The sequence below is a fragment of the Lacibacterium aquatile genome (assembly GCF_042683105.1).
In the GTDB taxonomy this organism is placed as follows: Bacteria; Pseudomonadota; Alphaproteobacteria; order Elsterales; family Elsteraceae; genus Lacibacterium; species Lacibacterium aquatile.
In genome coordinates, this window is record NZ_JBHUIP010000009.1 from 164,456 (window position 1) to 188,243 (window position 23,788).

General features: G+C 62.2%; 22 protein-coding genes. 15 read left to right on the forward strand and 7 right to left on the reverse strand.

Annotation, left to right across the window (positions count from 1 at the left end; all coding sequences use genetic code 11):
- The first annotated feature begins 71 nt into the window (after positions 1–71).
- Positions 72–602 carry a glyoxalase superfamily protein gene (locus ACFSM5_RS09790; RefSeq protein ID WP_379876154.1) on the forward strand — a complete coding sequence of 177 codons (531 nt, stop codon included), beginning with the start codon at positions 72–74 and terminating at the stop codon, positions 600–602.
- Positions 603–643: 41 nt separating this feature from the next.
- On the forward strand, positions 644–1,075 hold the full coding sequence (locus ACFSM5_RS09795) for an HIT family protein (protein ID WP_379876155.1): 432 nt from the start codon (positions 644–646) through the stop codon (positions 1,073–1,075).
- Here ACFSM5_RS09795 and ACFSM5_RS09800 read toward each other — a convergent pair.
- On the reverse strand, positions 1,072–2,745 hold the full coding sequence (locus ACFSM5_RS09800; RefSeq protein ID WP_379876156.1) for a methyl-accepting chemotaxis protein: 1,674 nt from the start codon (positions 2,743–2,745) through the stop codon (positions 1,072–1,074). The genes ACFSM5_RS09795 and ACFSM5_RS09800 overlap by 4 nt on opposite strands.
- Positions 2,746–2,927: 182 nt before the next feature.
- Here ACFSM5_RS09800 and ACFSM5_RS22220 point away from each other — a divergent pair, with 182 nt between their 5' ends.
- The gene (locus ACFSM5_RS22220) at positions 2,928–3,071 is read left to right on the forward strand and encodes a GFA family protein (RefSeq protein ID WP_465261238.1); all 144 of its coding nucleotides are present in this window, start codon (positions 2,928–2,930) and stop codon (positions 3,069–3,071) included.
- A 61-nt stretch (positions 3,072–3,132) separates the two neighbouring features.
- Positions 3,133–3,381, forward strand: coding sequence for a hypothetical protein (locus ACFSM5_RS09805; protein ID WP_379876157.1), 249 nt, complete (start codon positions 3,133–3,135; stop codon positions 3,379–3,381).
- On the opposite strand, the gene ACFSM5_RS09810 is transcribed toward ACFSM5_RS09805, so the two are convergent.
- Positions 3,378–4,574 (reverse strand): multidrug effflux MFS transporter, encoded by a 1,197-nt coding sequence (locus ACFSM5_RS09810; RefSeq protein WP_379876158.1) that lies wholly within the window; start codon positions 4,572–4,574, stop codon positions 3,378–3,380. The genes ACFSM5_RS09805 and ACFSM5_RS09810 overlap by 4 nt on opposite strands.
- A 79-nt stretch (positions 4,575–4,653) precedes the next feature.
- Positions 4,654–5,736, reverse strand: a complete 1,083-nt coding sequence (locus ACFSM5_RS09815) for a LacI family DNA-binding transcriptional regulator (RefSeq protein ID WP_379876159.1) — start codon at positions 5,734–5,736, stop codon at positions 4,654–4,656.
- A 109-nt stretch (positions 5,737–5,845) separates the two neighbouring features.
- Between ACFSM5_RS09815 and ACFSM5_RS09820 the strand changes: the two genes are divergently transcribed.
- From ACFSM5_RS09820 to amaB, 9 genes are all read left to right on the forward strand, one after another.
- Positions 5,846–6,862: a TRAP transporter substrate-binding protein gene (locus ACFSM5_RS09820; protein ID WP_379876160.1), complete on the forward strand. Its 1,017-nt coding sequence runs from the start codon at positions 5,846–5,848 to the stop codon at positions 6,860–6,862.
- Between the two features lie 48 nt (positions 6,863–6,910).
- Positions 6,911–8,779, forward strand: a complete 1,869-nt coding sequence (locus ACFSM5_RS09825) for a TRAP transporter large permease (RefSeq protein ID WP_379876161.1) — start codon at positions 6,911–6,913, stop codon at positions 8,777–8,779.
- A gap of 23 nt (positions 8,780–8,802) precedes the next feature.
- Complete coding sequence (locus ACFSM5_RS09830) at positions 8,803–9,342, forward strand: VOC family protein (RefSeq protein ID WP_379876162.1); 540 nt, start codon at positions 8,803–8,805, stop codon at positions 9,340–9,342.
- A 4-nt stretch (positions 9,343–9,346) separates the two neighbouring features.
- Positions 9,347–10,615 carry a ribulose-bisphosphate carboxylase large subunit family protein gene (locus ACFSM5_RS09835; RefSeq protein ID WP_379876163.1) on the forward strand — a complete coding sequence of 423 codons (1,269 nt, stop codon included), beginning with the start codon at positions 9,347–9,349 and terminating at the stop codon, positions 10,613–10,615.
- A complete protein-coding gene (locus tag ACFSM5_RS09840) occupies positions 10,612–11,856 on the forward strand; it encodes a four-carbon acid sugar kinase family protein (RefSeq protein WP_379876165.1) in 1,245 nt (414 codons plus the stop codon). The genes ACFSM5_RS09835 and ACFSM5_RS09840 overlap by 4 nt, the downstream gene beginning before the upstream one ends.
- 67 nt (positions 11,857–11,923) lie before the next feature.
- A complete protein-coding gene (locus ACFSM5_RS09845; protein WP_379876166.1) occupies positions 11,924–12,130 on the forward strand; it encodes a hypothetical protein in 207 nt (68 codons plus the stop codon).
- Between the two features lie 252 nt (positions 12,131–12,382).
- Positions 12,383–13,759: a 2-oxoadipate dioxygenase/decarboxylase HglS gene (gene hglS, locus ACFSM5_RS09850; RefSeq protein ID WP_379876167.1), complete on the forward strand. Its 1,377-nt coding sequence runs from the start codon at positions 12,383–12,385 to the stop codon at positions 13,757–13,759.
- Positions 13,760–13,766: 7 nt separating this feature from the next.
- The gene (locus ACFSM5_RS09855) at positions 13,767–16,667 is read left to right on the forward strand and encodes an FAD-binding and (Fe-S)-binding domain-containing protein (protein WP_379876168.1); all 2,901 of its coding nucleotides are present in this window, start codon (positions 13,767–13,769) and stop codon (positions 16,665–16,667) included.
- Positions 16,664–18,211 carry an L-piperidine-6-carboxylate dehydrogenase gene (gene amaB / locus ACFSM5_RS09860; RefSeq protein WP_379876169.1) on the forward strand — a complete coding sequence of 516 codons (1,548 nt, stop codon included), beginning with the start codon at positions 16,664–16,666 and terminating at the stop codon, positions 18,209–18,211. The genes ACFSM5_RS09855 and amaB overlap by 4 nt, the downstream gene beginning before the upstream one ends.
- 147 nt (positions 18,212–18,358) lie before the next feature.
- On the opposite strand, the gene ACFSM5_RS09865 is transcribed toward amaB, so the two are convergent.
- Complete coding sequence (locus ACFSM5_RS09865) at positions 18,359–18,616, reverse strand: GIY-YIG nuclease family protein (protein ID WP_379876170.1); 258 nt, start codon at positions 18,614–18,616, stop codon at positions 18,359–18,361.
- 112 nt (positions 18,617–18,728) lie between these two features.
- A complete protein-coding gene (locus ACFSM5_RS09870; RefSeq protein ID WP_379876171.1) occupies positions 18,729–20,012 on the reverse strand; it encodes an NAD(P)/FAD-dependent oxidoreductase in 1,284 nt (427 codons plus the stop codon).
- 132 nt (positions 20,013–20,144) lie between these two features.
- Between ACFSM5_RS09870 and ACFSM5_RS09875 the strand changes: the two genes are divergently transcribed.
- Positions 20,145–21,041: a LysR family transcriptional regulator gene (locus ACFSM5_RS09875; RefSeq protein WP_379876172.1), complete on the forward strand. Its 897-nt coding sequence runs from the start codon at positions 20,145–20,147 to the stop codon at positions 21,039–21,041.
- A 354-nt stretch (positions 21,042–21,395) separates the two neighbouring features.
- A complete protein-coding gene (locus ACFSM5_RS09880; RefSeq protein ID WP_379876173.1) occupies positions 21,396–22,418 on the forward strand; it encodes an LLM class flavin-dependent oxidoreductase in 1,023 nt (340 codons plus the stop codon).
- Positions 22,419–22,456: 38 nt separating this feature from the next.
- Here the strand turns inward: ACFSM5_RS09880 and ACFSM5_RS09885 are convergent, their stop codons facing one another.
- Positions 22,457–23,038 carry an alpha/beta hydrolase gene (locus ACFSM5_RS09885; protein WP_379876174.1) on the reverse strand — a complete coding sequence of 194 codons (582 nt, stop codon included), beginning with the start codon at positions 23,036–23,038 and terminating at the stop codon, positions 22,457–22,459.
- 60 nt (positions 23,039–23,098) lie between these two features.
- Positions 23,099–23,755, reverse strand: a complete 657-nt coding sequence (locus tag ACFSM5_RS09890; RefSeq protein WP_379876176.1) for an NADPH-dependent F420 reductase — start codon at positions 23,753–23,755, stop codon at positions 23,099–23,101.
- Between the last annotated feature and the right edge of the window lie 33 nt (positions 23,756–23,788).

The following is a 23,788-nucleotide window of genomic DNA, read 5'->3' on the forward strand; positions in this document are numbered from 1 at the left end:
CATCCGTTCATCGGCGAACCGTCGGCAATGCGAGCTCCTGACATAGATTTCGCCAGAAATACGGATTGAAGATGCGCAGCTTCCTCGACGCCAAAAATATCGCCAAGACTCTGCAGGCTTCCCTTGCCGAACGGAAGGTTGAGGTCTCCCACAGTGAGAGTCTGGAACTCGTCGCCAAGCAGTTCGAGTTTCGCGACTGGAACACCATGTCCGCCAAGATCAAGGCCGAGACCTCGACCGACGGCATTGATTTCGCCCGCACCTGCCCGCTGATGCGGATCTTCGACGAGGAAAAAGCCAAGGAATTCTATGTCGATTTCCTGGGATTCACCTTGGATTGGGAGCATCGCTTCGGCGATAATTTCCCGCTCTATTGCCAGGTATCGCGCGGCGGCCTCTATCTGCATCTGACCGGCCATAGTGGCGATGCTACCCCCGGCAATACCATCTGGGTCCTGATGCGGGGGATCCGCGACTATCACAAGGAACTGCACGCTAAGCAGTACAAGCATATGAAGCCGGGCATCGAGGAAGCGCCCTGGGGTTTGGAGATGACGGTCATCGACCCCTTCAACAACCATATTCGCTTCTGCGAACAATAGGATAAGGGAGGCCGCCGAGATAATCGGCGGCCTTTTTAGCCATGCGCCCCTGTCTTTTTTGCGCTATCGCCAATGAGACTATTCCAGCCCATATCGTCCATCAGGACGAACGGCTGATCGCCTTCCTGGATATCGGCCCGATCCGGCCCGGACATGTCCAGATCGTCCCGCGCGAGCATTTCAGCTTCTTCGACGATCTGCCACCGGATCTGGCGGCGGAGATCGTGCATCTCGGTCAGCGGCTGGCCAAGGCGTTGAAGGAGATTTATGGCGTGCCGCGTGTCGGCTTCCTGTTTACCGGCAGCGACGTGCCTCATGTGCATGCGCACATTGTGCCGCTGCATACCGGCGACGACATAACCTCACGCCGCTATATCGTCGAAGAGACGGTGACCTACCGTAATCCGCCGCGTCCACCCGAAGACGAGATGGCGCAAACGGGCACCCGCCTTCGGGAGATGCTGAAACCTTAAGCCCGGATACGGCTGAGGAAGCCGTCGACTTCCCCATGCAAGGCTTCGGACTGGCGCGAGAGCTCCTGCGCGGCAGCCAGTACTTCCACAGCCGTTGCGCCGGTCTGAGTGGCAGCCTGACGCACCTCATTCAGGCCCGAGGAAACACTGCTGGTGGCATGGGAGGCCTGGCTGACCGACCGGCTGATTTCGCCAGTTGTCGCCTGCTGCTGGGTGATCGCGCCGGAGATTGCAGTGCTGATCTCGCTCATTCGGGCGATGGTGCCGGAAATGCCGCGGATGGCACCCACGGCAGTCTCGGTCACCGTCTGCATGCCCTGGATCTGAGCGGAGATTTCTTCGGTCGCCTTCGCAGTCTGCCCGGCGAGGTTTTTCACCTCCGATGCGACGACAGCAAAGCCCTTGCCCGCCTCGCCTGCCCGTGCCGCCTCGATGGTCGCATTGAGGGCCAACAGATTGGTCTGGGCAGCGATGCTGTTGATCAGTTCCACCACTTCGCCGATACGCTGGGCGGACTGCGTGAGGTCGCCGACGACGCCGTTGGTCTGCTCTGCCTCAGTCATCGCCGAAGCCGCAACGCGGGTGCTTTCTTCCACTTGGCGAGCGATTTCGGCGATAGAAGCATTCATCTCCTCCGTCGCGCTAGCAACCGTCTGAACGCTGCTGGAAGTTTCATGCGAGGCATCGGCCGAGCTTGACGCCTGCTGCAGCGAGCGTTCGGCAATCGTGGTCATGCCGCGTGCCGTGCCTTCAAGCTGGACAGCCGCGCCCGCAACGCCCCGCAGGATGCCGGAGAGGTTCTGATCGAAGTTGCGGATCATGGCTTCCCGCTTGGCGGCCAGATCCAGGGTCTGCTGACGCTCGCGGTTGGTAGCAAGTTCGAGGTCGCGGCCTTTCACCAGCCCCTGGCGGAAGCTTTCGACCGACTGGGCAAGCGCGCCGATCTCGTCCCCACGGCCGGTATCCGTGACGGTGCGATCGATATCGCCATCACCCATGCGACCAACCGACTCCATCAGGCGACGCAGCGGCAGGACCAGCCCCAAGCGGGTGATCAGGACGGTGAAGATGGCACCGATCACCAGCGACAACACCGCCGTCGCCACGACAATCGTTTTCATCGTCTGCGATACCGCTACGGCCTCGGCCACCACGGCATTGGAGCGATCGGTGACAGCGTTGTTATAGGCCTTCACGGCATCGGTCATCGCCATCTGACCCTGGCGGCTGCGCTTCAGAGCATCAAGAATGGTCTGACGGTCGCCACTGAATTTGCGAGCGCTATCAATCATCGCCCGAACACTGGCTGCATAGGCCGCGTGACCCGCCTTTACGCCTTCCAGCAGCTTGCGCTGCTCGGCACTGCCGCGACCGCTGAGTTTTTCCAGACGGTCGGTAATCTCGCCGATGCGCTTCTCGCCCTGGGCGGCATATTCGTCGACTTTCGACGGGTCGTTCCCCAGTTCATATTCCATGCGCGACAAAGCAATAATGTCGACCCGCAGATCCAGGGCTTCGAACTGCGCGCGCTGCGTATCTATGAGGGCCCCGACGTTCTGCTCCTCCCGCTCCAGTCCATAAAATCCGGCAGCGGCGATGGCGACAGCGAACAGACCGATCAAAATAGTATTGAGCGCAATTTTAGTGCGCATGCGCATGTTGGAGAGCATGTTTTGATATCCCAAGAGAAGGCTAAGGGGAAAACTCCACCGTCAAGCCGTAGATTTTGGGCATGCTTATAGGGGCTCTTCATTACGCACATATTAATGCTGCAAGTTTTTGCCAATTATCTAGTGCACCCCTGCCATTCGTGGGCAGAAGACTTGAAAAGAAAACATCGGATGCACGCATGATGACAGAGACGCTGACGGGATCCTGTGCCTGCGGGCGCGTCCGATACGAGATCCGCGGAACCCTGGAAGGACCGGTCACCTATTGCCATTGCTGGCGTTGCCGGTTGAAGCCAGCGGCCACACTTTTTGGGGAGCGCGATTAAGGAACCGCGCACCCTCTCCACCGTTCCTTTCGACAGAAAAGAAACGTAAGGGAGTGACGATATGGCGGACGACACGCGCGGAGTTTCCCGCCTCCTGGTTCTAGGAGCGGGCATTATTCTGGGTTACGCGGCGGCGCTTTATCGTCGGCCCAGCGGTTTTCCGGCGAGGCTGCGGGCAGAGCCGCCGGAATGGATCTCCGACTATCGCAAACAGCCGGATGGAACCATCCATCCTGACGATCTGGTCGATGGGACCGGCGAAGATTCCTTCCCCGCCAGCGATCCACCGTCCTTCAATCGCTTCGCCTAAGCCTGGGCGGTCCGGGGCGCGGTCGAGGCCACGACCCGCGCCAGCAGCAGGGTCATCGTCCCGCAGACGGCAATCGCCCCCAGCATCGGTAGCACCGAGCCATCGAAGAAGGGTGCCGACAGGGCAACCATCAGACCACCCGCCAGCATTTGCAGTGTGCCACCGAGCGAGGACGCCAGACCGGCAATCTCGCCATGCTCCTCCAGCGCCATCACCATGGCCGTCGGAATGACGAGGCCGAGGCAAGCGTTGGCGCAGAAGAGACCGGCCATGACCACCGGCAGGCTGGCATGGCCGCTGATTCCGATCCCCAGGAGGATCAGGGTGGCGAGCCCGAAGCCGGTGCTGGCCCGCACCATCACGGGCATGGCGCCGTAACGCATGCCAAGCTTGGCCGCGAATTGCGAGCTGGCGAAGAAGCCGACCGCATTCAGCGCGAAAGCCAGCGAGAATTGCGTCGGCGTCAGGCCGAAAGCCTGGGAATAGACGAAGCTCGCCTGGGCAATGAAGACGAAGAAGCTGGCCAGACCGAAGCCGCCGAGGAAGGTCAATGCCAGGAAGCTGCGATGGCGCAGCAGCTTCAGCATGCCGGTGCGCATCGCAGCCAGCGACACCGGCTGACGTGCCGAGGGCGGCAAGGTCTCGGGCAACAGCGTGCGGGTGATCACCAAGCTGATAAGGGCGGCAGCGGCGAGAACGGCGAAGATTGCCCGCCAGCCCGCCAGATACATGAGCCCCGCCCCCGCCAGCGGCGCCAGGAACGGCGAGATGGAAATCACCAGCATGATAGCGGCCATCAGGCGGGTAGCCTCATGCCCTGTGTGGAGATCGCGGATGATCGCACGCGGCACCACCATAACGGCAGCCCCGCCCAGCCCCTGGATGAAACGCCCAACAATCAGCATGGTCGCACTCGGCGCGAAGGTGCAGACGAGCGAACCGATCATGAAGATCAGCAACCCGACATAGATCGGCAAGCGCCGTCCCGCCTGATCGGCCCAGGGGCCATAGATCAGCTGCGCCAGACCAAAGGCCAGGAAGTAGCTGGTGATCGTCCCCTGCATCACCGACGCACTGGTCCCCAGGCTCGCGCCGATATCCGGCATGGCGGGCAGGAACATATCGATGGCGAACGGCCCGACGGCAGACAGGAGGCCCAGGACGAGCGCCGGGCGCAGAATGGAAGCGGACATAAGACGATCTCCGAAACGATGCGCCCCGCTTATTACATAGAACCAGACTCGAAACAATCCCGATATCGGATGAGTCTGTTCAAGGCAGGTTTTCGCGCAGGATGATTTCGGTCCGGGGATGGGTCGTGCCGTGGAGCGCCGCCCGCCCTGCCCTCAAGTTGGCAAAGATCGACACACAATCCATCAGCGCGCTCTGGGGATGCTGGGTGATCACGGCATCCATGGTGCCGTCGATCAGCAGCTGTCGCGTTTCCGGCGTCAACCCATGGCCGACAAACGCCACCTCCTGCTGGCGGCCGGTTTCTTTCAGCGCCTTTGCGATGCCTTCCGGCGCACCACCGATATTATAGATGCCTGCAAGGTCGGGATGCTGGGCTAACAGGGTTTTCGTCTGGCGATAGTTCTTGGCTTCCTCGTCATGGCCTTCGCGCAGGCCCACCACCTCGATCTGCGGAAAGAACTCCTGGAAGAGGCGCAGGAACCCCATCTCGCGTTCCTCATGGGCGCGATAACTGAGGCTGCCCGCGATCATCGCGACCTTGGCAGGGCGCTGACCGATGAAACGCGCGATGAGATAGCCCGCCGTCCGCCCGGCGGAACGGTTATCGAGCCCGACATAGGCGACCCGTTTGCTGTTCGCGATATCGGAGATCAGGGTCACGGTCGGCACCCCACGATCCGCCAGATGATCGACGGCATCGCGCACCGATGGATGCTCCAGCGCCATGAAGGCAATTCCATCAACATCGCGCCCAACTTTGCGCAACTGCTGGGCCAGCAGTTCGGGTTTGAAGCTTTCGATATAATCGACCCGCGCCCGCATATTGAAGGAGGCCAGCTGGTCCTGGGACGAGGCGATCAGCCGCCCCAAAAGACCTAGGAAGCGATTGGTTCCGGCAGGCAGCAGGAACGCCAGCCGCAGGGGGCGCAGCGCCTGGGCCGGAAGCGCGCCATCCATCACATAGCCCAGCTCCGCCGCCGCTTTCAGCACGCGCTGAACCGTCACCGCCCGCACGCCGGGCCGCTGGTTCAGCACGCGGTCAACGGTGGCGGTCGAGACACCGGAGAGGCGCGCCACATCATCGACCCTCGCCGTTCGGCGACGGCGCGGCACTCGGTTACCAGTCTTCTCGGCAGGCTCGTCGTCTTGCGGTAAATCCATCAAAAACCATCAGTAAATGAGTTTGACGACCATCTTTTTCGATCCCTATCATTTCACCAAGAAAACCACAATCAATCAGATCGACTAACGATCCTTTGGGAGAGAAACGATGACCATGATCACCCGTCGTGCGGTGTTGAAGACGCTTGCCGCCACTCCGGCCGTCCCCCTGCTGGGCATGCCGATGATTGCCAAGGCCGCCGAGATCGAGCTGCGCTACGGCAACAATCTGCCGCTCAGCCATCCGCTGAATGTCCGCGCCCAGGAAGCTGCCGACAAGATCAAGCAGCAGACCGGCGGCAAGGTCGAAATCAAGATCTTCCCGAACAATCAGCTGGGCGGCGATACCGACATGCTGAGCCAGGTGCGCAGCGGCGGCATCACCTTCTTCACCCCCTCGGCCCTGGTCATCGCGACTTTGGTCCCTGTCGCCGCCATCAACGCGGTGGGCTTTGCCTTCAAGGATTACGACCAGGTCTGGAAGGCCATGGACGGCGGCCTCGGTGCCCATGTCCGCGAGGCGATTTCCAAGCTCAACCTCTTCGCCTTCGAAAAGATGTGGGACAACGGCTTCCGCCAGATGACCACCAGCGGAAAGCCGATCGAGGAAGCCAAGGATATGGCGGGCCTCAAGATCCGCGTGCCGGTCAGCCCGCTGTCGATCTCGATGTTCAAGGCGCTGGATTCCGCCCCGGCCAGCCTACAGTTCTCGGAAGTCTATTCCTCGCTGCAGACCAAGATCGTCGACGCCCAGGAAAACCCGCTGCCGATCATCCAGGTCGCCAAGCTCTATGAAGTGCAGAAGAGCTGCGCCCTGTCGAACCACATCTGGGACGGGTTCTGGTTCATCGCCAACGGTCGGGCCTGGAAAGGCCTGTCGGCCGAACATCAGAAAATCATCTCCGACGCGATCAACGAAGCGGGCCTGAAGCAGCGCGCCGACATCAAGGGCCTGAACGAGACGGTCCAGGCCGATCTTCAGTCCAAGGGTCTGGCCTTCAACAAGACCAATCCCGACAGCTTCCGCGCCAAGCTGCGCGACGGCGGTTTCTACAAGGAATGGCAGGAACGCTTCGGCCCCGAAGCCTGGGGTCAGCTGGAAGCGGCGGTCGGCAAGCTCGCCTGACCCCTGACAAAGCCCGCTCCCTTCCGCCAGCATCTTTAGGAATACGTGATGGAACACCCCAGCGCAGCCATGGCCGGTCTGCCCGCTTCCGGCATTCTCAACCGTATCGACCGCACCCTGGGCGTTACGGTGGAGATGGCCGCCGCCCTGCTTGTCCTCCTGGAAATCATCATTCTGGGGGCAGGCGTCACGGCCCGTTACGTCTTCCATGCCCCGCTGATCTGGTCGGACGAGCTGGCCTCGATCCTTTTCCTCTGGCTGTCGATGCTGGGGGCCGTCGTTGCGCTGCGCCGGGGCGAGCATATGCGCATGACGGGACTGATTGCCCGCGTCTCCCCTGAAACCCGGGCCCTTCTGGAGGCGGTGGCGGTCACCGCCTCCATCTCTTTCCTCCTGCTGATCCTGCCGCATGCGGTGGAATATGCCGAGGAAGAGCATTTCATCGTCACCCCGGCGCTGGAAATCTCCAATGCCTGGCGCGCCGGGGCTATTCCCGTCGGCATCGCGCTGATGCTGGCCGCAGCCGTCTTCCGCCTCGCACGCTTCGGATCGCGGAAGCCCGTTCTGCTGGCTCTTGGCCTGACCGCCGCCCTGATTGCGCTGTTCTGGGTCGCCGGTCCGGCCCTGAAGCCGCTGGGCAAGCTGAACCTCATCATTTTCTTTGTCGGCATCGTCGCGGTGAATGTCTTTGCCGGGGTGCCGATCGCCTTCTCCTTTGCGCTCGCCACCTTCGGCTATCTCGCCTGCACCACCTCGACCCCGCTGCTGGTCATGGTCGGTCGCCTGGATGAAGGCATGAGCCATCTGATCCTGCTGGCGGTGCCGCTGTTCATCTTCTTAGGGGCCCTGATCGAGATGACGGGCATGGCCAAGGCCATGATCCAGTTCCTGGCCAGCCTGCTGGGTCATGTGCGCGGCGGTCTTTCCTATGTGCTGATCGGCGCGATGTATCTCGTCTCCGGCATTTCCGGCTCCAAGATCGCCGATATGGCCGCCATCGCCCCGGTGCTATTTCCGGAAATGAAGAAGCGCGGCGCCAAGCCCGGCGATCTCGTAGCCCTGCTGTCGGCAACCGGCGCGCAGACGGAAACCATTCCGCCCTCCATCGTGCTGATCACCATCGGCTCGGTCACCGGCGTCTCCATCGCCGCCCTCTTCACCGGTGGCATGCTGCCCGCCGTGGTGCTGGGTCTTGCCCTCTGCTTCGTCGTCTGGAAGCGCCATCGCGGCGAGGATCTGAGCCAGATCACCCGCTATTCCAAGCGTGAGATCGGCAAGCTGGCCGTCATCGCCCTACCCGCCATCGCCCTGCCCTTCGTCATCCGGGCCGCCGTGGTGGAAGGGGTTGCGACGGCGACCGAGGTGTCGACCATCGGCGTCGCTTATTCGGTCGTGATGGGCATCCTGGTCTATCGCCAGTTCGACTGGCGCCGCCTGCCGGCCATGCTGGTTGAAACCGCATCGCTGACCGGCGCCATCATCTTCATCGTCGGCTGTGCCACCGCGATGGCCTGGGGCCTGACGCAATCCGGCTTCTCGCAGGATCTGGCGCAGGCCATGGCGAATATTCCCGGCGGCACCTGGGGTTTCCTCGCCATCTCCATCGTCGCCTTCGTGATCCTGGGCAGCGTGCTGGAAGGCATCCCGGCCATCGTGCTGTTCGGCCCGCTGCTGTTCCCCATCGCCAAGCAGGTCGGCGTGCATGAGGTCCATTACGCGATGGTCGTCATCTTCGCCATGGGCATCGGCCTGTTCGCCCCGCCGCTGGGCGTCGGCTACTACGGCGCCTGCGCGATCAGCAAGGTCAACCCGGACGAAGGCCTGAAATACATCTGGGGCTATGTCGCAGCCCTGCTGGTCGGCCTGGTCGTGGTCGCGGCCATTCCCTGGATCTCCACCGGCTTCCTCAAGTTTTAATCCCGTTCAAGAAAGCATCCATCATGAGCCGTTTTTTCGGTCAGATCCGTCAGGCTGGCTATGTCGTCCCCGATATCGAAGCCGCGATGGACTATTGGAGCCGTGTGCTCGGCGTCGGCCCCTTCTTCTATAACCCCAAGGTTCCGATCAAAAACTACCGCTACAAGGGTGAAAGCTACGAGCCGCATAACTCGGTCGCTCTGGCCAATTCCGGCCCCCTTCAGGTCGAGTTGATCCAGTGCCGCAACGATGTGCCGTCGATGTATCGCGACTTCACGCAAGCGGGTCACACCGGCCTGCAGCATGTGGCCTATTGGACCGATACCTATGACGAGGATCTGGAGCGCCTGACCAAACAGGGCTTCAAGTCGGTCATGAGCGGCGAAGTCGGCGATAAGGGGCGGTTCGTCTATTTCGACACCCATTATCACCCCGGCACCGTGATCGAACTCTCCGAAGTGGCTGGCCCCAAGGGCGAGATGTTCCGCATGATCCGCGAGGCAGCGGAAACCTGGGATGGCAAGGATCCCGTCCGCCCCTTCCCGGACCTGAGCAAGCTCTGATCCCATGGAACGGTTCGAGGCGACTTATCTGATCGAAACCCCGCTCGACCCTGGCAAAGTGGCCGAGGTCATGGCGGGGGAACAGTCCTGCGGCACCTTCACCCGTGTCGAAGGCGAGACGGAGGAGCTGCGCAACCGCGCCCGCGCCCTCGTCACTTCCGTCACGGAGCTGGAGAGCGCGGCCGAGCCAAGCCTGCCGAACGCGTGGCTGGCCCGCAAAGGCGTTCAAGGACCCTGGCGCCGGGCGCGGATTGCGATCTCCTTCCCGGTCGATAATGTCGGCGCGAACCTCTCCACCCTCGCCTCCATCGTTGCGGGGAATCTGTTCGATCTGGGCGAGGTCACAGGGCTGCGGCTCGACACCATCACCCTGCCGGCCTCTTACCGTCGGCTTTTCCAGATGCCGCGCCAGGGCATCGCCGGGACACGTGCCCTAACGGGCGCGACATCGGGCCCTTTGATCGGGTCGATCATCAAGCCGAACGTTGGCCTGCATGCCGACGAGATCGCTGCCCTGGTGACGCGCCTGTGCGACGCCGGTCTGGATTTCATCAAGGATGACGAGATCGCGGCCGATCCCGTCCATGCGCCGCTCGCCAAGCGGGTGCCAGCGGTGATGGAGGCGATCCGTCGCCATCAGGACAAGACCGGCAAACATGTGATGGTCGCCTTCAACATCACTGACGAAACCGACGCCATGCGCCGCCATGCCGATCTGGTGGCGCGCGAGGGCGGCTCCTGCGTAATGGCGAGCCTCAACTGGTGCGGTTTCTCGGCCGTCGAGACGCTACGCCGCTCCACAGACCTCGCCCTGCATGGCCATCGTAACGGCTATGGCGCCTTCTCGCGCCATCCCCTGCTCGGCATCTCCTTCCAGGCTTATCAGACGCTGTGGCGGCTGGCCGGGGTCGACCATATGCATGTGCATGGGTTGCAGGGGAAATTCGCCCAGGAAGACGAGGAAGTCGTCAGTTCCGCCAAGGATTGCGTCACGCCGCTGGCCGAGGGGATCGACGACCGGGTCATGCCCGCTTTTTCTTCCGGACAATGGGCAGGCACCGCGCAAGTCACCTGGGATGCCATCGGCCACACCGACCTGCTGTTCATGGCGGGCGGCGGCATTCTCGCCCATCCCATGGGACCGGCGGCCGGGGTTGCGAGCATCCGTCAGGCCTGGGAAGCGGTTGCAGCCGGGCAATCGGTGGCTGACGCCGCCAAAGCCCATCCGGAACTGCAGTCCGCCCTCGATTTCTTCGGCAAGGTAGCGGGATGAGTGCCGCCCGCTACGGCTGGTATGGCGACGATTTCACGGGGGCGAGCGATACGCTGGCCACCCTGGCGGAGCGAAACCTTGCCGCCCTACTGTTCCTGAAGGTACCGACCGCTTCGCAATTGGAGCGTGCCGGGCCTCTGGACGCCATCGGTATCGCCGGAGCAGCGCGCTCTATGGCACCGGAGGCTATGACAGCAGAACTGGAGGCTGTCGGGCGGTTCTTTGCCGCCGCAGGTGTGCAGATCCTTCACTACAAATGCTGCTCGACCTTCGATAGCGCCCCCCATGTCGGGAGCATCGGCGTAGCAACCCGCGCACTGGCGCCGCATTTCCCCAATCCGTTTGTGCCGATCCTGGGCGGTCAGCCGAACCTCGGCCGTTTCTGCCTATTCGGCACTCTCTTTGCGGCCGCCGGGGATGGGCAGATCCATCGCATCGACCGCCATCCGACCATGAGCATCCACCCCGTCACCCCGATGGCCGAGGCAGACTTGCGCCGCCATCTGGCGCTCCAGGGCTTGGCGGATCTGCGGCTGGTCGATTACCGCGCCTACGGCTCGCCGCTCGACATTCCGTCAGCACCTACTCTGCTGGATGTTTCGCGAGCCGAGGATCTGTCGGTCATCGGTCCCTTGTTATGGGCAAAGGCCGGAGCAGGTCCGATGCTGGCTGTTGGGGCAAGTAGCGTGGCTCAAGCCCTTGCCACCGCCTGGACGGACCGCCGGGCCAGCCAACAGCATCAGAAGCCTCCGCGGCACGATGGCCCGGTACTGGCCTTGGTCGGCAGCCTCTCGCCCGTCACCCGCGCCCAGGTCGAAGCGGCGCAAGGCTATCGGCACCTTGCCATCGATCCCCATCGCCTCTTGCAGGACCCAGACTACGTCCCGGCATTGCAGCGGCAGGTTGTGGACGCGTTGGGGCTGGGCAACGTCATGCTCGTCACCGATCCGCCCGGCGCCACGCCGGTGAATGCCGGTGCACTTGCGAGCGCAACCGGCCAACTGCTTGGCAATATTCTGAAAAAAGCCCGGATCTCTCGTCTGCTGATTGCCGGGGGCGACACATCGAGCCTCGCCGTGCGAAGCCTAGACATGTGGGGACTTTCCTATATCGCGCCTCTGGTACCTGGGGCGCCGCTCTGCCGGGCCCATAGCGACGACCCTAGCCTCGACGGGTTGGAGATCACATTAAAAGGCGGCCAGATGGGGCCGACTGACTTTTTCACCCTCGCCGCCCGATAGAGTCGGAACCTTCGCCCGACACCCGGTGTTTATCCGTTGCGACAACCATCCTTCCAAGGAGCGGATCATGCAGGATAAAGACCGCGAAAATGCCCCCCGTATCGCCGAAGACCGGGAACGTCCGGACAATCGGTCGGCCGAAGATTGGGTCCAGGCGAAACGTGATTTCGCCTTCAAATCGGAACAATCGACCCGGCGCGCACCTCCGCCCTATTTCGCTGAAACCACGGAAGAAGCGAATGCACGGGAGGAGGAAACCCGTGACCGAAGATAACGAGGTCTATGAAGCCTACCAATGTCTGTAAGAGGCGATGACCCTGCTTGAGCGCGCGTCCAAGCTTCTGCAGGGAGCCATCGTGAATCCCAGGGACCTTGAGACGTTAGACTAGAGATCATTCTCATATGGAATGATCTCTTGAGGAAGCATCGCTAACATCTGGCAAGATCCAGCAGCTACCCTGCCGCTCAGCATGAAGGATGGGCATAACCTCCGTCCTTTACTGAAAGTGACGCAGAGGTAGGCCCCATGACCCGCATCCATCTTCCGCCCGACGAGATCCGCACCCTGTTTTCCAGCGCGATGTCGGATATGTACCGGGCGGAGGTGCCGCTCTATCAGGACCTGCTGGATCTCGTCGCCGACGTTAATAGCGACACCCTGGAGCGCGATCCCGCCCTCAAGGCATCGCTTCAGGAGAGCGGCGAACTCGACCGGCTGGATGTGGAACGCCATGGCGCGATCCGTCTGGGCAAAGCGGAAGAACTCTTCACGATCCGCCGCCTCTTTGCCGTCATGGGCATGCAGCCGGTTGGCTATTATGATCTGTCGGTCGCCGGGATCCCCGTTCATTCCACAGCCTTCCGCCCGATTGGCGATGAGGCCCTGCGCAAGAACCCGTTCCGCGTTTTCACCTCGCTGCTGCGCCTGGATCTGGTCGACGACGCACAGTTACGCCGGGATGCTGAGGCGATTTTGGCCAAGCGCGATATCTTTACGCCCCGCGTCCGCGCCCTGATCGACGTTTGCGAAACCCACGGCGGCCTGACCCGCACCGAGGCCGAAGAGTTCGTCCGCGAAGCCTTGGAGACCTTCCGCTGGCACAAGGACAGCACGGTTTCCGCTGCGACTTATCAGCGGCTGCATGATGCCCATCGCCTGATCGCCGATGTGGTCAGCTTCAAGGGACCGCACATCAATCACCTGACGCCCCGAACCCTCGATATCGACGCTGTGCAGGCGGGAATGCCTAAGCGCGGCATTACGCCCAAGGCCGTGATCGAAGGGCCGCCGCGCCGCGACTGCACTATTCTTCTGCGCCAGACGAGCTTTAAAGCCCTGGAAGAAGCGATTGATTTTATTGACGAAGATAACGCTTCATCAACTGGAACGCATTCGGCCCGCTTTGGCGAGATCGAGCAGCGCGGCGTCGCGCTGACCGCCAAGGGCCGCAAGCTTTACGACGAGCTGTTGCTGTCGGTCCGTACGGCGAAGGCTGGCGACTATAATGCTGAGCTCGCCCAACGCTTCAAAGCGCTGCCGGACGATTGGGCGGAGTTGCGCCGCCAGGGTCTTGCCTATTTCCGCTATCGCGCCACCCCTGCAGGCATCGCCGATGCCGGGCGACTGCTGGCCGATGTCGAGGCCCTGATCGCCGCCGGTTATCTGATTGCCGAGCCGATGATCTACGAGGATTTCCTCCCCGTCAGCGCCGCCGGGATCTTCCAGTCGAACCTGGGCGGCGACACGCAGCAGAACTTTACGGAGAGCGCCAATCGCGATGCCTTCGAGGAAGCTCTCGGCGCTGCAGTCAGCGACGAGCTGGCCCTCTATGCCGCCAGCGAACAGGCATCCCTCGATGCAGCGCTGGCGGCCCTCGGACAGGTTAAGTCTGCGGCTGAATGATCCGTTGATGTCAGCAGCCCTGAAAGATGAAACACCCGAACAGGAAGGGTTAGCCCCCTTCCTGTCGGCGCTTGTCGCCAGCGGTTTCCTGGGCGAGGTTGCTACGGATGACGCCGCCCGCACCGTCTATGCGACCGACAACAGCATCTATCAGGTGCGTCCGCGCGCCATCCTCTTCCCCCGTGACGGCGCGGATATCAACCGCATCCTACGCCTTGCCGACAGGTTCGTGGTGGCGGTTTCGCCTAGAGGCGGCGGCACCGGCACAAACGGTCAGTCGCTGACGCGCGGGGTCGTGATCGATACCTCGCGTTTTCTCAAAGCAATTCACCACCTGGATATCGAACGCGGCCTCGTCACCGTCGATCCCGGCGTGGTACTGAACCAGCTCAACGACTTCCTGAAGCCCCACGGGCTGTTTTTCCCGCCGAACGTCTCCACGGCATCCCGCGCCACCATCGGCGGCATGGTCGCGACGGACGCATCGGGCAAAGGCTCGCGCATCTATGGCAAGACCTCCGACTATATCGAGGCGATGGACGTCGTACTGGCCGACGGCAGCGATATGCGGGTCGAACGCCTGACGCGCGAGGGGCTCGTGCCTGTCCTGGAACAGGCTGACCGGACTGGCGCCATCCACCGCGAAGTGCAGCGCGTGGTGACGGAAAAGACCGCGCTGATCAGCGAGACCTTCCCCAAGATGAACCGGGGCCTGACCGGCTATAATCTGGAGCATGTGACGGACGAAGATGGCGGCTTCCGCCTCTCCTATCTACTAGCCGGATCTGAAGGCACGCTGGCCGTCACCAAGGCACTGACACTGCGGGTCATCCCACGCCCGACCCACCGGGCTTTGGCGGCCATCCGCTATGCCGATTTCCAGGCGGCCCTGGTCGATGTGCGGCGCCTACTGCAGGCCGAACCGGCGGCTGTCGAAATCATCGACGACAAGATCCTGAGTCTCGCCCGCGATGATGTGCTCTGGTCCAGCATCGAAGGCGTGCTGGGCGGGCCGACACCAGTGCCGGTGGGTGGGCTGAACTTCGTCGAATTTGTCGGCATGTCGGCTGAAGAGGTTTCGACCCAGGTCGCGCGTCTGGAAAAGCTGTTGAAGCAAGGCGATGTTGCGACGCTTGGCTGGACGTTGGTCACGGATACGCCGACCATCAATCAGCTCTGGTCTCTGCGCGAGAAATCCGTCGGCCTCCTGGGGCGTCTGGGCGGACATCGGCCAGGCATTCCCTTTGTCGAAGATACCGCCGTTCCTCCGGAAAAGCTGGCCGACTATGTCGCCGAGTTTCGCGCGCTCCTGGATAGCCATAGTTTGAGCTATGGCATGTTCGGTCATGCCGATGTCGGCTGCCTGCATGTGCGCCCCGCCCTGGATATGAAAGATCCGGCCGACGCCGCCCTGATCCGGCCGATTTCCGATGGTGTAGCCAGCCTGACGCGGAAATATGGCGGTTTGCTGTGGGGCGAGCATGGGCGCGGCTATCGCGGGGAATATTCGCCCTTCTTCTTCGGGCCGGAGCTTTACGAAGAGTTGTGCCGGATCAAGGCAGTCTTCGATCCGAAGAACCTGCTGAACCCCGGCAAGCTGGCGACGACCGCTAAGGGCGCAATCGACCGGATCGACGCGGTGCCTTTGCGCGGCGAGTTCGACCGGCAGATCGGCAAGCAGTTCAGCGCGGACTTTGGCAAAGCGCTGGCCTGCAACGGCAACGGCGCCTGCTTCAATTGGGATACCGCCGATCCCATGTGCCCGTCCTTCAAGGCCACTGGCGACCGCACCCAGTCGCCCAAGGGCCGCGCAGCGCTGATCCGGGAATGGGCGCGGCTGGAAACGAACGGCCCCTCCGCAGCACTGACCCGGATTGAGGGACAGCTGCGGCAGTCGCTCAGCACCTGCCTGTCCTGCAAGGCCTGCGCCGGGCAATGCCCGATCAAAGTCGATATTCCGGTGATGAAAGCTCGCTTCCTCGACCGCTATTATCGAAAATATAACAGGCCCTTACGCGACTACCTGGTGGCGTCGATGGAGGTCTTCCTGCCTCTGCTGCGTCGCCTGCCACGCCTTGGCAACGCGGTGTTGAAAAGCGCGTTCCCGCGCTGGTTCGGACTGGTGGATTTGCCCGCTCTAAGCCACCGTACCCGCCGCCGGTCCTTGCAGGAGCTGCATGGAAAACCAGATCGCGCTGTCATCCTGATGGAAGACAGCTTCACCGGCAGCTTCGACGATGCCGCTGTCCAGGGGGTCTATGATCTGCTGGAGTTGCTTGGCTATAGGGTCTTCTGCGCCGCGCCCAAGGCTAATGGGAAGAACCTGCATGTGCTGGGGTTCCTCGGTCGTTTCGCCCCCATCGCCAAAGCAGCACGCGACCAGCTTGCAGAACTCAACGCGACAGGCCTGCCGGTCATCGGCGTCGAAGCTGTGACCGGCCTGATGTTCGAGCATGAATATATCCAGGATGGTGAGGCAGCCTCTGGCCGCCTGTGGTCGCTGGAGCAGTTCCTGGCCGCTGAGATCGCGGCGGGTCGCATCGCCCCCGTCGACCTCTCCCAAAAAAGCGATTACCGTCTGCTGCTCCATTGCACGGAGAAGACATCCCGCCCGCAGACGGCCACGCTCTGGACAAAGATCTTCGCGCATTTCGGCTTAGGGGTCGAAACCCCGGCCACCGGCTGCTGCGGCATGGCCGGGCTTTTTGGCCATGAACGTGAGCATAAAGATCTGTCGCTAAGGCTTTTCGAGTTGAGCTGGCGCCAGCAAATATCCCAGCAACCGCCTGAAAAGATTCTGGCAACCGGCTTCTCCTGCCGCTGCCAGACCGAACGTTTCGCCGACTTCCGCCCGCGCCATCCGGCCGAGGCACTTTTTGACCAGCTGACAAACGGGAAGACACCATGACCAGCCTGAACCTCCCCAAGGGCGTCGCCGCCGAAGTCACCTCGCTCCTCAAGGATCTGGGGGTAGATGCGGCGCGCCTGTCCGGCGGTACGCTTGCCGCCCGCACGCCGATTACCGGCGAAACGGTCGCCCATGTGAAGGAAGATGCCCCGGACGCTGCCCGTGCCGCCATCGATGGCGCGCAGACGGCCTTCCTTGCCTGGCGCTCGATCCCGGCGCCGCAGCGTGGCGAACTGGTGCGCCTGTTTGGTGAAGAACTGCGCGCCAAGAAGGCCGAACTGGGCCACCTCGTCTCGCTGGAAGCTGGCAAGATCACCTCGGAAGGCCTTGGTGAAGTTCAGGAAATGATCGATATCTGCGATTTCGCGGTCGGTCTGTCCCGCCAGCTTTACGGCCTGACCATCGCGACCGAACGCGCCGACCATCGCATGATGGAAACCTGGCATCCGCTGGGCGTGACCGGCATCATTTCCGCCTTCAACTTCCCGGTCGCCGTCTGGGCCTGGAATGCCGCGCTGGCCCTGGTCTGCGGCAATTCCACCGTCTGGAAGCCGTCGGAAAAGACCCCGCTGACCGCGCTTGCCACCGTCGCTCTCTTCGACAAGGCAGTTGCCCGCTACAACGCCAATGGCGGCAAGGCTCCGGCAGGTCTGGCAGCTCTGATCATCGGCGGGCGTGAGATCGGCGAACTGCTGGTCGACCATAAGAACGTCCCGTTGGTTTCCGCCACCGGCTCGACCGCCATGGGCCGGGCCGTCGGCCCGCGTCTGGCCGGTCGCTTCGCCCGCGCCATCCTGGAGCTGGGCGGCAATAACGCCGCCATCGTCTGCCCCAGCGCCGATCTGGATCTGACCCTGCGCGGCGTCGCCTTCGCCGCCATGGGCACCGCCGGCCAGCGCTGCACCACCCTGCGCCGCCTCTTCGTCCATGACAGCGTCTATGACACCCTGGTGCCGCGCCTGAAGAAGGCCTATGGCTCGGTCACCATCGGCAATCCGATGACCACTGGCACCCTGGTCGGCCCGCTGATCGACAAGGGTGCCTTCACCGGCATGCAGAAGGCGCTGGAAGCCGCCAAGGCCGCCGGTGGCACCGTGACCGGCGGCGACCGCGTAGGTGAGGCAGAGGCTGCCGATGCCTTCTATGTCCGCCCGGCCCTGGTGGAGATGCCCGGCCAGAGCGGGCCGGTCGAACATGAGACCTTCGCCCCGATCCTCTATGTCATCCGCTATACGGATTTCGAAGCGGTGCTGGCGCTGCATAACGCCGTGCCGCAGGGCCTCTCCTCCTCGATCTTCACCAACGATCTGCGCGAGGCGGAGACTTTCCTGTCGGTGCGCGGTTCGGACTGCGGCATCGCCAACGTCAATATCGGCCCCTCGGGCGCTGAAATCGGCGGTGCTTTTGGTGGCGAGAAGGAAACCGGCGGCGGGCGCGAATCGGGCTCGGACAGCTGGAAGGCCTATATGCGCCGCGCCACCAACACCATCAACTACGGCAAGACCCTGCCGCTGGCCCAGGGCGTCAAATTCGACGTCGCGTAAGGGTGGCCTGAGACATGAAAAAGGCCGGGGAGAGCGATCTCCCCGGCTTTTTTGTTTTTATTTCTCTATGCTGTCATCCCGGCCTTGAGCCGGGATCCGGCCGCCCTCGACAGCGCTCTATCCCGTCAAGCTATCGAATAAATCCGCCTATTGTGGATTGTCTTTGGCCACAAGCTCATACCTCCATTGGCGGGGCCAACGCTTGACCCGCTTCTCGCGCGAGATCGCTTCGGCGATCTCAGCATGCTCTTCAAACCAGACAAGATGTTTGATGGCATAGCGACGTGTGAAGCCATCGGTCAGCCCTTCGCGATGCTCCCAGACGCGGCGAAGCAGGTCATTCGTGACCCCGATATAGAGAGTGTCTCTTGGTCCACTCGCCAGAATATAAACCCAATACTGCACGCAAGAAGCATGCACACCTTTAGGTTGTCAGCAACATCCTTCGGCCGGATCCCGGCTCAAGGCCGGGATGACAGGACGTAGAGACTCCGGGATGACAAGATGAGTATAAATCTCAGAATCGATCCGCCGTCAGATGCGCCACTTGCGCGCCGACCTCGTAGAAGGCTTCGCGGATGGGGCGGAAGCTGGGGGTTGCCACCTCGGTCACCGGCAGCGGCAGGTCCGCCTCGCCGATCTTGCCGAGGATGAGGTCCGCCAGGGTTTTACCGAACACGGTTCCCGGTGCAATACCGCGGCCATTATAGCCGCTGAAGCCCACCCGCTTGTCCCCAAGCTTATGGAAGCGCGGCAGATTATCGGCGGTCATGCCGATCCAGCCAAACCATTCCTGCTCGAACTCCACCTTGCCCAATTGCGGGAACAGCTTGGCAATCGCCCGCTTGGCCCAGGCGCGATGCACTCCGAGACCTGTGCCGCGTAGGGCGCCGATGCTGCCCCAGACGAGGCGACCGCGCTGATCGAAGCGGAAAGAGGTCATGATGGTCGCTGTATCCCAGGCACCCTGGCGCTCCGGCAGGATCGCTGCCTGCTGTTCTGGCGTCAGCGGCTTGGTCGCCAGATTGAAATAGGGCAGATGCACCTGCTCGTCCCGGATCGCCTGCAACGGACCCTTGCTATAGGCATCCGTGGCATGCACCACCCAATCAGCCGTCACGCTACCCGCCCCGGTCGCGACCAGCCATTGGCTGCCCTGCCGCTCGATGGAGGTCACGGCGCTGCTGGTGAAGATTTTGGCGCCCGCCGCGATGGCCGCCTGGGCAAGACCACGGGCATAGGCCAGCGGCTGGATCGTTCCGGCCCGCATGTCGAGCAAAGAGCCCACATAAGCCTTGGTGCCGACCTTCTTGGCCGTCTCTTCAGCGCTGAGCAGCGTGACAGGGGCGCCCCGGGCCGCCCATTGCGCCTCGCGCTGTTTCAGTTCGGCCAGACCGGCTTCACCGGCCGCCAGATGCAGGGTGCCGTTGCGAATCGCTTCGCAGGAAATTCCTTGCTTTTCAATGATATCGAAGACGAGGCTCGGCGCGTTCCCCAACAGGTGCAGCAGCCGGTCGCCATGGATCGACCCCAGCACCTTGGGGAGATCGTCCGGCATCACCCACATGCCAGCGTTCACGAGGCCGACATTACGTCCTGCCCCGCCAAACCCGGCCTCCACCGCTTCCAGCAACACGACCTTCTTTCCCGCCTGCGCCAGGTGAAGCGCGGTGGACAGGCCGGTGAAGCCACCGCCTACCACGACCACATCGGCCGACAGCGCCTCGCGCAGACCTTGCGTGGCGGGTGCCGCCGGGGCAGTTGCTTCCCAGAGGCCGTGGGAACGAGGGTCGTTCAGCATCTCGATCGTCTCCATACCGGATGGGAATGAGTCCCCAGGCCGGGAAATGCGCAGATTTCTGCCAATCCTTGCTTGTAGGGCGGTTCACCGCTAGCAATGATTGATCAAGAGATCATTCTATCTGGGAATAACATGCAAGCCCCCCGGCGCTTTCTGCCTTCACTTTCCCTGCTGTCGGCCTTCGAGGCAGCGGCCCGAACCGGCAGCATCACCGCCGCCGCGCGGGAACTGTCGCTGACACAGAGCGCCGTCAGCCGCCAGATCAAGGCGCTGGAAGACCTATTGGAAGTGGAACTTTTCCACCGTGAAAAGCAGCGCGTTTCCTTGAATGTCGGCGGGGAATATTATGCGCGGGAGATCCGGGATGCGCTGCGCAAGATCTCGACCGCGTCCCTCAATCTGCGGGCTAATCCGACGGGCGGCATCCTCAATCTCGCGATCCTGCCGACCTTCGGCACCAGATGGCTAGCCCCGCGCCTGCCCGGCTTTCTGGCGCGCACACCGGGGATCACGATCAATCTCGTGACGCGCCTCTCCTATTTCGACTTCCGAGCCGAGGCCATCGATGCCGCGATCCATTTCGGCACGCCTGACTGGCCGGGGGCCGAGGTTGCCCTGCTGCGACATGAAGATGTGATTCCGGCCTGCAGTCCCGATCTCGCGGCGCGCAATGGCTATTCGAAGCCAGAGGATCTGCGGACGGCGCCGCTGCTACATCTGACCAGCCGCCCGGATGCCTGGGAGCGCTGGTTCGAGATGAGCGGCCTGCCCGCCTTCACGGTTCAGGGCATGCTGTTCGACCAATTCGCGACAGCAGCGCAGGCGGCAGTCGCGGGCCTTGGCGTCGCGCTATTGCCGACGTTCCTGATCCAGGAGGAATTGCAGACGGGCAAACTGGTGCGTGCGGTCGATCTGCCCATGCGCTCCAGCGAAGCCTATTACCTCGTCTGGCCGCATGAGCGTGCGGCCTACCCGCCGCTCGCCGCCTTCCGTGACTGGATCCTGACCGAGACCCGACCGGACCGCTAGGAAATCGAGTTCATAGGGGGCTTTGAGGATATATATTTCGTATACAGAGACAGGCAAAAATCAAGTCTTATGGCAGTCCGTTCGTAGCCACCGCAAGGACTACACAGACAAACATCATCACGAATAAACGCCCCAGCAGTGACACCACCCTCTCCCATCTTATCAACCGGCACTGAACTGTACGACGTCAGGTCGACATCACATCTTCTAGCTTTTTTTGACACAAGGGATGGCTGCATCGAAGCATTATCGACGGTCTTTTTACTAAAATACCGGCCAATACAACGACATCCCTTTTCATCGCATCCATCCGTCTCTATATAAGTTACGATTATTTCCACTTGGACAGGCAGCATGAAGAAGATCGGTTTTCTCTCGTTCGGGCATTGGACGCCCTCCCCGCAATCCCAGACGCGTTCGGCTGGGGATGCCTTGCTGCAGTCGATCGATCTTGCCGTTGCGGCCGAGGAGTTGGGCGCGGATGGCGCCTATTTCCGGGTGCATCATTTTGCCCGCCAGCTCGCCTCCCCCTTCCCGCTTCTGGCGGCCGTCGGCGCCAAGACCAGCAAAATCGAAATCGGCACCGCCGTCATCGACATGCGCTACGAAAATCCGCTCTATATGGCTGAAGACGCCGGATCAGCCGATCTGATCGCCGGCAGCCGCCTTCAACTGGGCATCAGCCGCGGATCGCCGGAGCAGGTGATCGACGGCTGGCGCTATTTCGGCTATGCGCCCGGCGAAGGCGAGGACGAGAGCGCGATGGCCCGTCGCAATACGGAGATCCTGCTGGAAGTGCTGAAAGGCAATGGCTTTGCCCAGCCGAACCCGCGCCCGATGTTCCCCAACCCGCCAGGCATGCTGCGGGTAGAACCGCATTCGGAAGGCTTGCGCGAGCGCATCTGGTGGGGCGCCAGCTCCAATGCCACCGCCATCTGGGCCGCGCAACTGGGCATGAACCTGCAAAGCTCGACCCTTAAGAACGACGAAACGGGCGAGCCTTTCCATATTCAGCAGGCCGCCCAGATCCGCGCCTATCGCGAGGCCTGGAAAGCCGCTGGCCATACCCGTACGCCCCGTGTCTCGGTCAGCCGCAGCATCTTCGCCCTCGTCAATGACACCGACCGGGCCTATTTCGGTGGCAGTGGCGAAGGTCGGGATCAGATCGGCAATATCGACGAAAAGACCCGCGCGATCTTCGGCCGCTCCTATGCCGCCGAACCGGATGCCCTGGTGAAACAACTGGCCGAAGATGAGGCGATCAAGGAAGCCGATACGCTGCTCCTGACCGTCCCGAACCAGTTGGGCGTCGCCTATAACGCCCATGTGATCGAGAGCATTTTGAAGCATGTAGCTCCAGCGCTCGGCTGGCGCTGAGATCAAAGAAAGAAGGGCTGGGATTTCCCAGCCCTATCTCAATTCTGTTCGAGCCAGTGCCGCACGATGGTTATCGTCTCGGCACCGATACTGTGGCCGAGGCCCACAGTCTCCTGGATCGTCACCCGGTGTCCCGCTCTCTCTAAGGCAGCAGATGCCTCCTTGGACAAGGAGACCGGCATGACCGCATCGCCCCGGTCATGGACCAGTATGACCGACGCAGCTTTCTCATCAACCGCCGCGACCGATGCGGCCAGACGCCCGGCGATAGCAATCGCGCGGCCTGGATGGTGACCACCTGCGACAGCCGCGAGCGTCATGATCGCGCCCTGGCTGAACCCCAACAGGATCAGATCGTGCCTGGGAATTCCCCGCTGGTCGGCGATATCCTGCAAGCGTGTCAGTAGCGGCGGCAAAGCAGCCGCCACCCGCGCGGGACGATTTTCTTCTGTCACGCCCGCAATCGAGAACCACTGACGACCAGGACCGCCCCGATCAAAAGCCTCCGGCCCCGGCAGGGCTATCACCTCTGCTTGGGCTTCCAGCGGCTGCAAGGCGGCAGCCAGACCTTCGGAACTGGCGCCCACCCCATGCAGTGCAACAATGATCGGCCGACTCATCTGTTTTCGTCCTCACGCATAATCCCGCCCCACGGAAGTCGCAGGGCGGGTCCGCCCACTTTAAGCGGCAACGGCCGTCCAGGTCGGTGCAATCGCCGTCCCGCGACCAAGGCCATAGCCCAGGCGGATATTAAGCATCCCCACGGGCTCCACCAGCTTTGCTGCATCAAGGCCGCCAGTCTTTTCGACAGCAAAGCCCGAAAGCGTGACAAGCTCGGCTACCCGATCAACCGCGGCCTCATCATTCCCCGCCACAAAGACCGGCACTTTGGCGGTCGCGGCCGGCGACACATCGAACAATTGCGCGAAGATCGTATTATAGGCCTTCACGACCTTGGCACCGGCGGCCAGCTTCTGGATTTCCTCGGCGGCAGAAGTGTTATGGCCGATCAGAAGTCCCGAGAAATCTGGTTTCACCGGATTGCTGATGTCGACAATGATCTTGCCGGTAAGGGCGGGCAGCTTTGCCAGTTCCAAAGCAGATGCATAGGGAACCGCCAGAACCACGATCTCCGCCGTTGCAATGGCGTCGGAAATGGAAGCGCTTTTCACGCCAAGCTCAGCGGCCAGACTCTTGGCCAGCGCTTCATCCCGCGCGGCAAGAACCAGTTCAGCTTTGCCCGACAGCCGCTTTGCCAAGCCCTTGCCCATGTTGCCAAGGCCGATGATTGCGATGCTCATTGTCTCAACTCCTGTGAGGGGTGTCTCTGCCAACACAGATAGTCCCCGAAGATTGAAACGTTAATTGCA

What these genes read in the sequence shown, in the direction of transcription:
- ACFSM5_RS09790 (WP_379876154.1), top strand. Translation starts at nt 72, where the DNA reads ATGCGCAGCTTCCTCGACGCCAAAAATATCGCCAAGACTCTGCAGGCT.
- ACFSM5_RS09795 (WP_379876155.1), top strand. Translation starts at nt 644, where the DNA reads ATGCGCCCCTGTCTTTTTTGCGCTATCGCCAATGAGACTATTCCAGCC.
- ACFSM5_RS09800 (WP_379876156.1), bottom strand. Translation starts at nt 2,745, where the DNA reads ATGCTCTCCAACATGCGCATGCGCACTAAAATTGCGCTCAATACTATT.
- ACFSM5_RS22220 (WP_465261238.1), top strand. Translation starts at nt 2,928, where the DNA reads ATGACAGAGACGCTGACGGGATCCTGTGCCTGCGGGCGCGTCCGATAC.
- ACFSM5_RS09805 (WP_379876157.1), top strand. Translation starts at nt 3,133, where the DNA reads ATGGCGGACGACACGCGCGGAGTTTCCCGCCTCCTGGTTCTAGGAGCG.
- ACFSM5_RS09810 (WP_379876158.1), bottom strand. Translation starts at nt 4,574, where the DNA reads ATGTCCGCTTCCATTCTGCGCCCGGCGCTCGTCCTGGGCCTCCTGTCT.
- ACFSM5_RS09815 (WP_379876159.1), bottom strand. Translation starts at nt 5,736, where the DNA reads ATGGATTTACCGCAAGACGACGAGCCTGCCGAGAAGACTGGTAACCGA.
- ACFSM5_RS09820 (WP_379876160.1), top strand. Translation starts at nt 5,846, where the DNA reads ATGACCATGATCACCCGTCGTGCGGTGTTGAAGACGCTTGCCGCCACT.
- ACFSM5_RS09825 (WP_379876161.1), top strand. Translation starts at nt 6,911, where the DNA reads ATGGAACACCCCAGCGCAGCCATGGCCGGTCTGCCCGCTTCCGGCATT.
- ACFSM5_RS09830 (WP_379876162.1), top strand. Translation starts at nt 8,803, where the DNA reads ATGAGCCGTTTTTTCGGTCAGATCCGTCAGGCTGGCTATGTCGTCCCC.
- ACFSM5_RS09835 (WP_379876163.1), top strand. Translation starts at nt 9,347, where the DNA reads ATGGAACGGTTCGAGGCGACTTATCTGATCGAAACCCCGCTCGACCCT.
- ACFSM5_RS09840 (WP_379876165.1), top strand. Translation starts at nt 10,612, where the DNA reads ATGAGTGCCGCCCGCTACGGCTGGTATGGCGACGATTTCACGGGGGCG.
- ACFSM5_RS09845 (WP_379876166.1), top strand. Translation starts at nt 11,924, where the DNA reads ATGCAGGATAAAGACCGCGAAAATGCCCCCCGTATCGCCGAAGACCGG.
- hglS (WP_379876167.1), top strand. Translation starts at nt 12,383, where the DNA reads ATGACCCGCATCCATCTTCCGCCCGACGAGATCCGCACCCTGTTTTCC.
- ACFSM5_RS09855 (WP_379876168.1), top strand. Translation starts at nt 13,767, where the DNA reads ATGTCAGCAGCCCTGAAAGATGAAACACCCGAACAGGAAGGGTTAGCC.
- amaB (WP_379876169.1), top strand. Translation starts at nt 16,664, where the DNA reads ATGACCAGCCTGAACCTCCCCAAGGGCGTCGCCGCCGAAGTCACCTCG.
- ACFSM5_RS09870 (WP_379876171.1), bottom strand. Translation starts at nt 20,012, where the DNA reads ATGCTGAACGACCCTCGTTCCCACGGCCTCTGGGAAGCAACTGCCCCG.
- ACFSM5_RS09875 (WP_379876172.1), top strand. Translation starts at nt 20,145, where the DNA reads ATGCAAGCCCCCCGGCGCTTTCTGCCTTCACTTTCCCTGCTGTCGGCC.
- ACFSM5_RS09880 (WP_379876173.1), top strand. Translation starts at nt 21,396, where the DNA reads ATGAAGAAGATCGGTTTTCTCTCGTTCGGGCATTGGACGCCCTCCCCG.
- ACFSM5_RS09885 (WP_379876174.1), bottom strand. Translation starts at nt 23,038, where the DNA reads ATGAGTCGGCCGATCATTGTTGCACTGCATGGGGTGGGCGCCAGTTCC.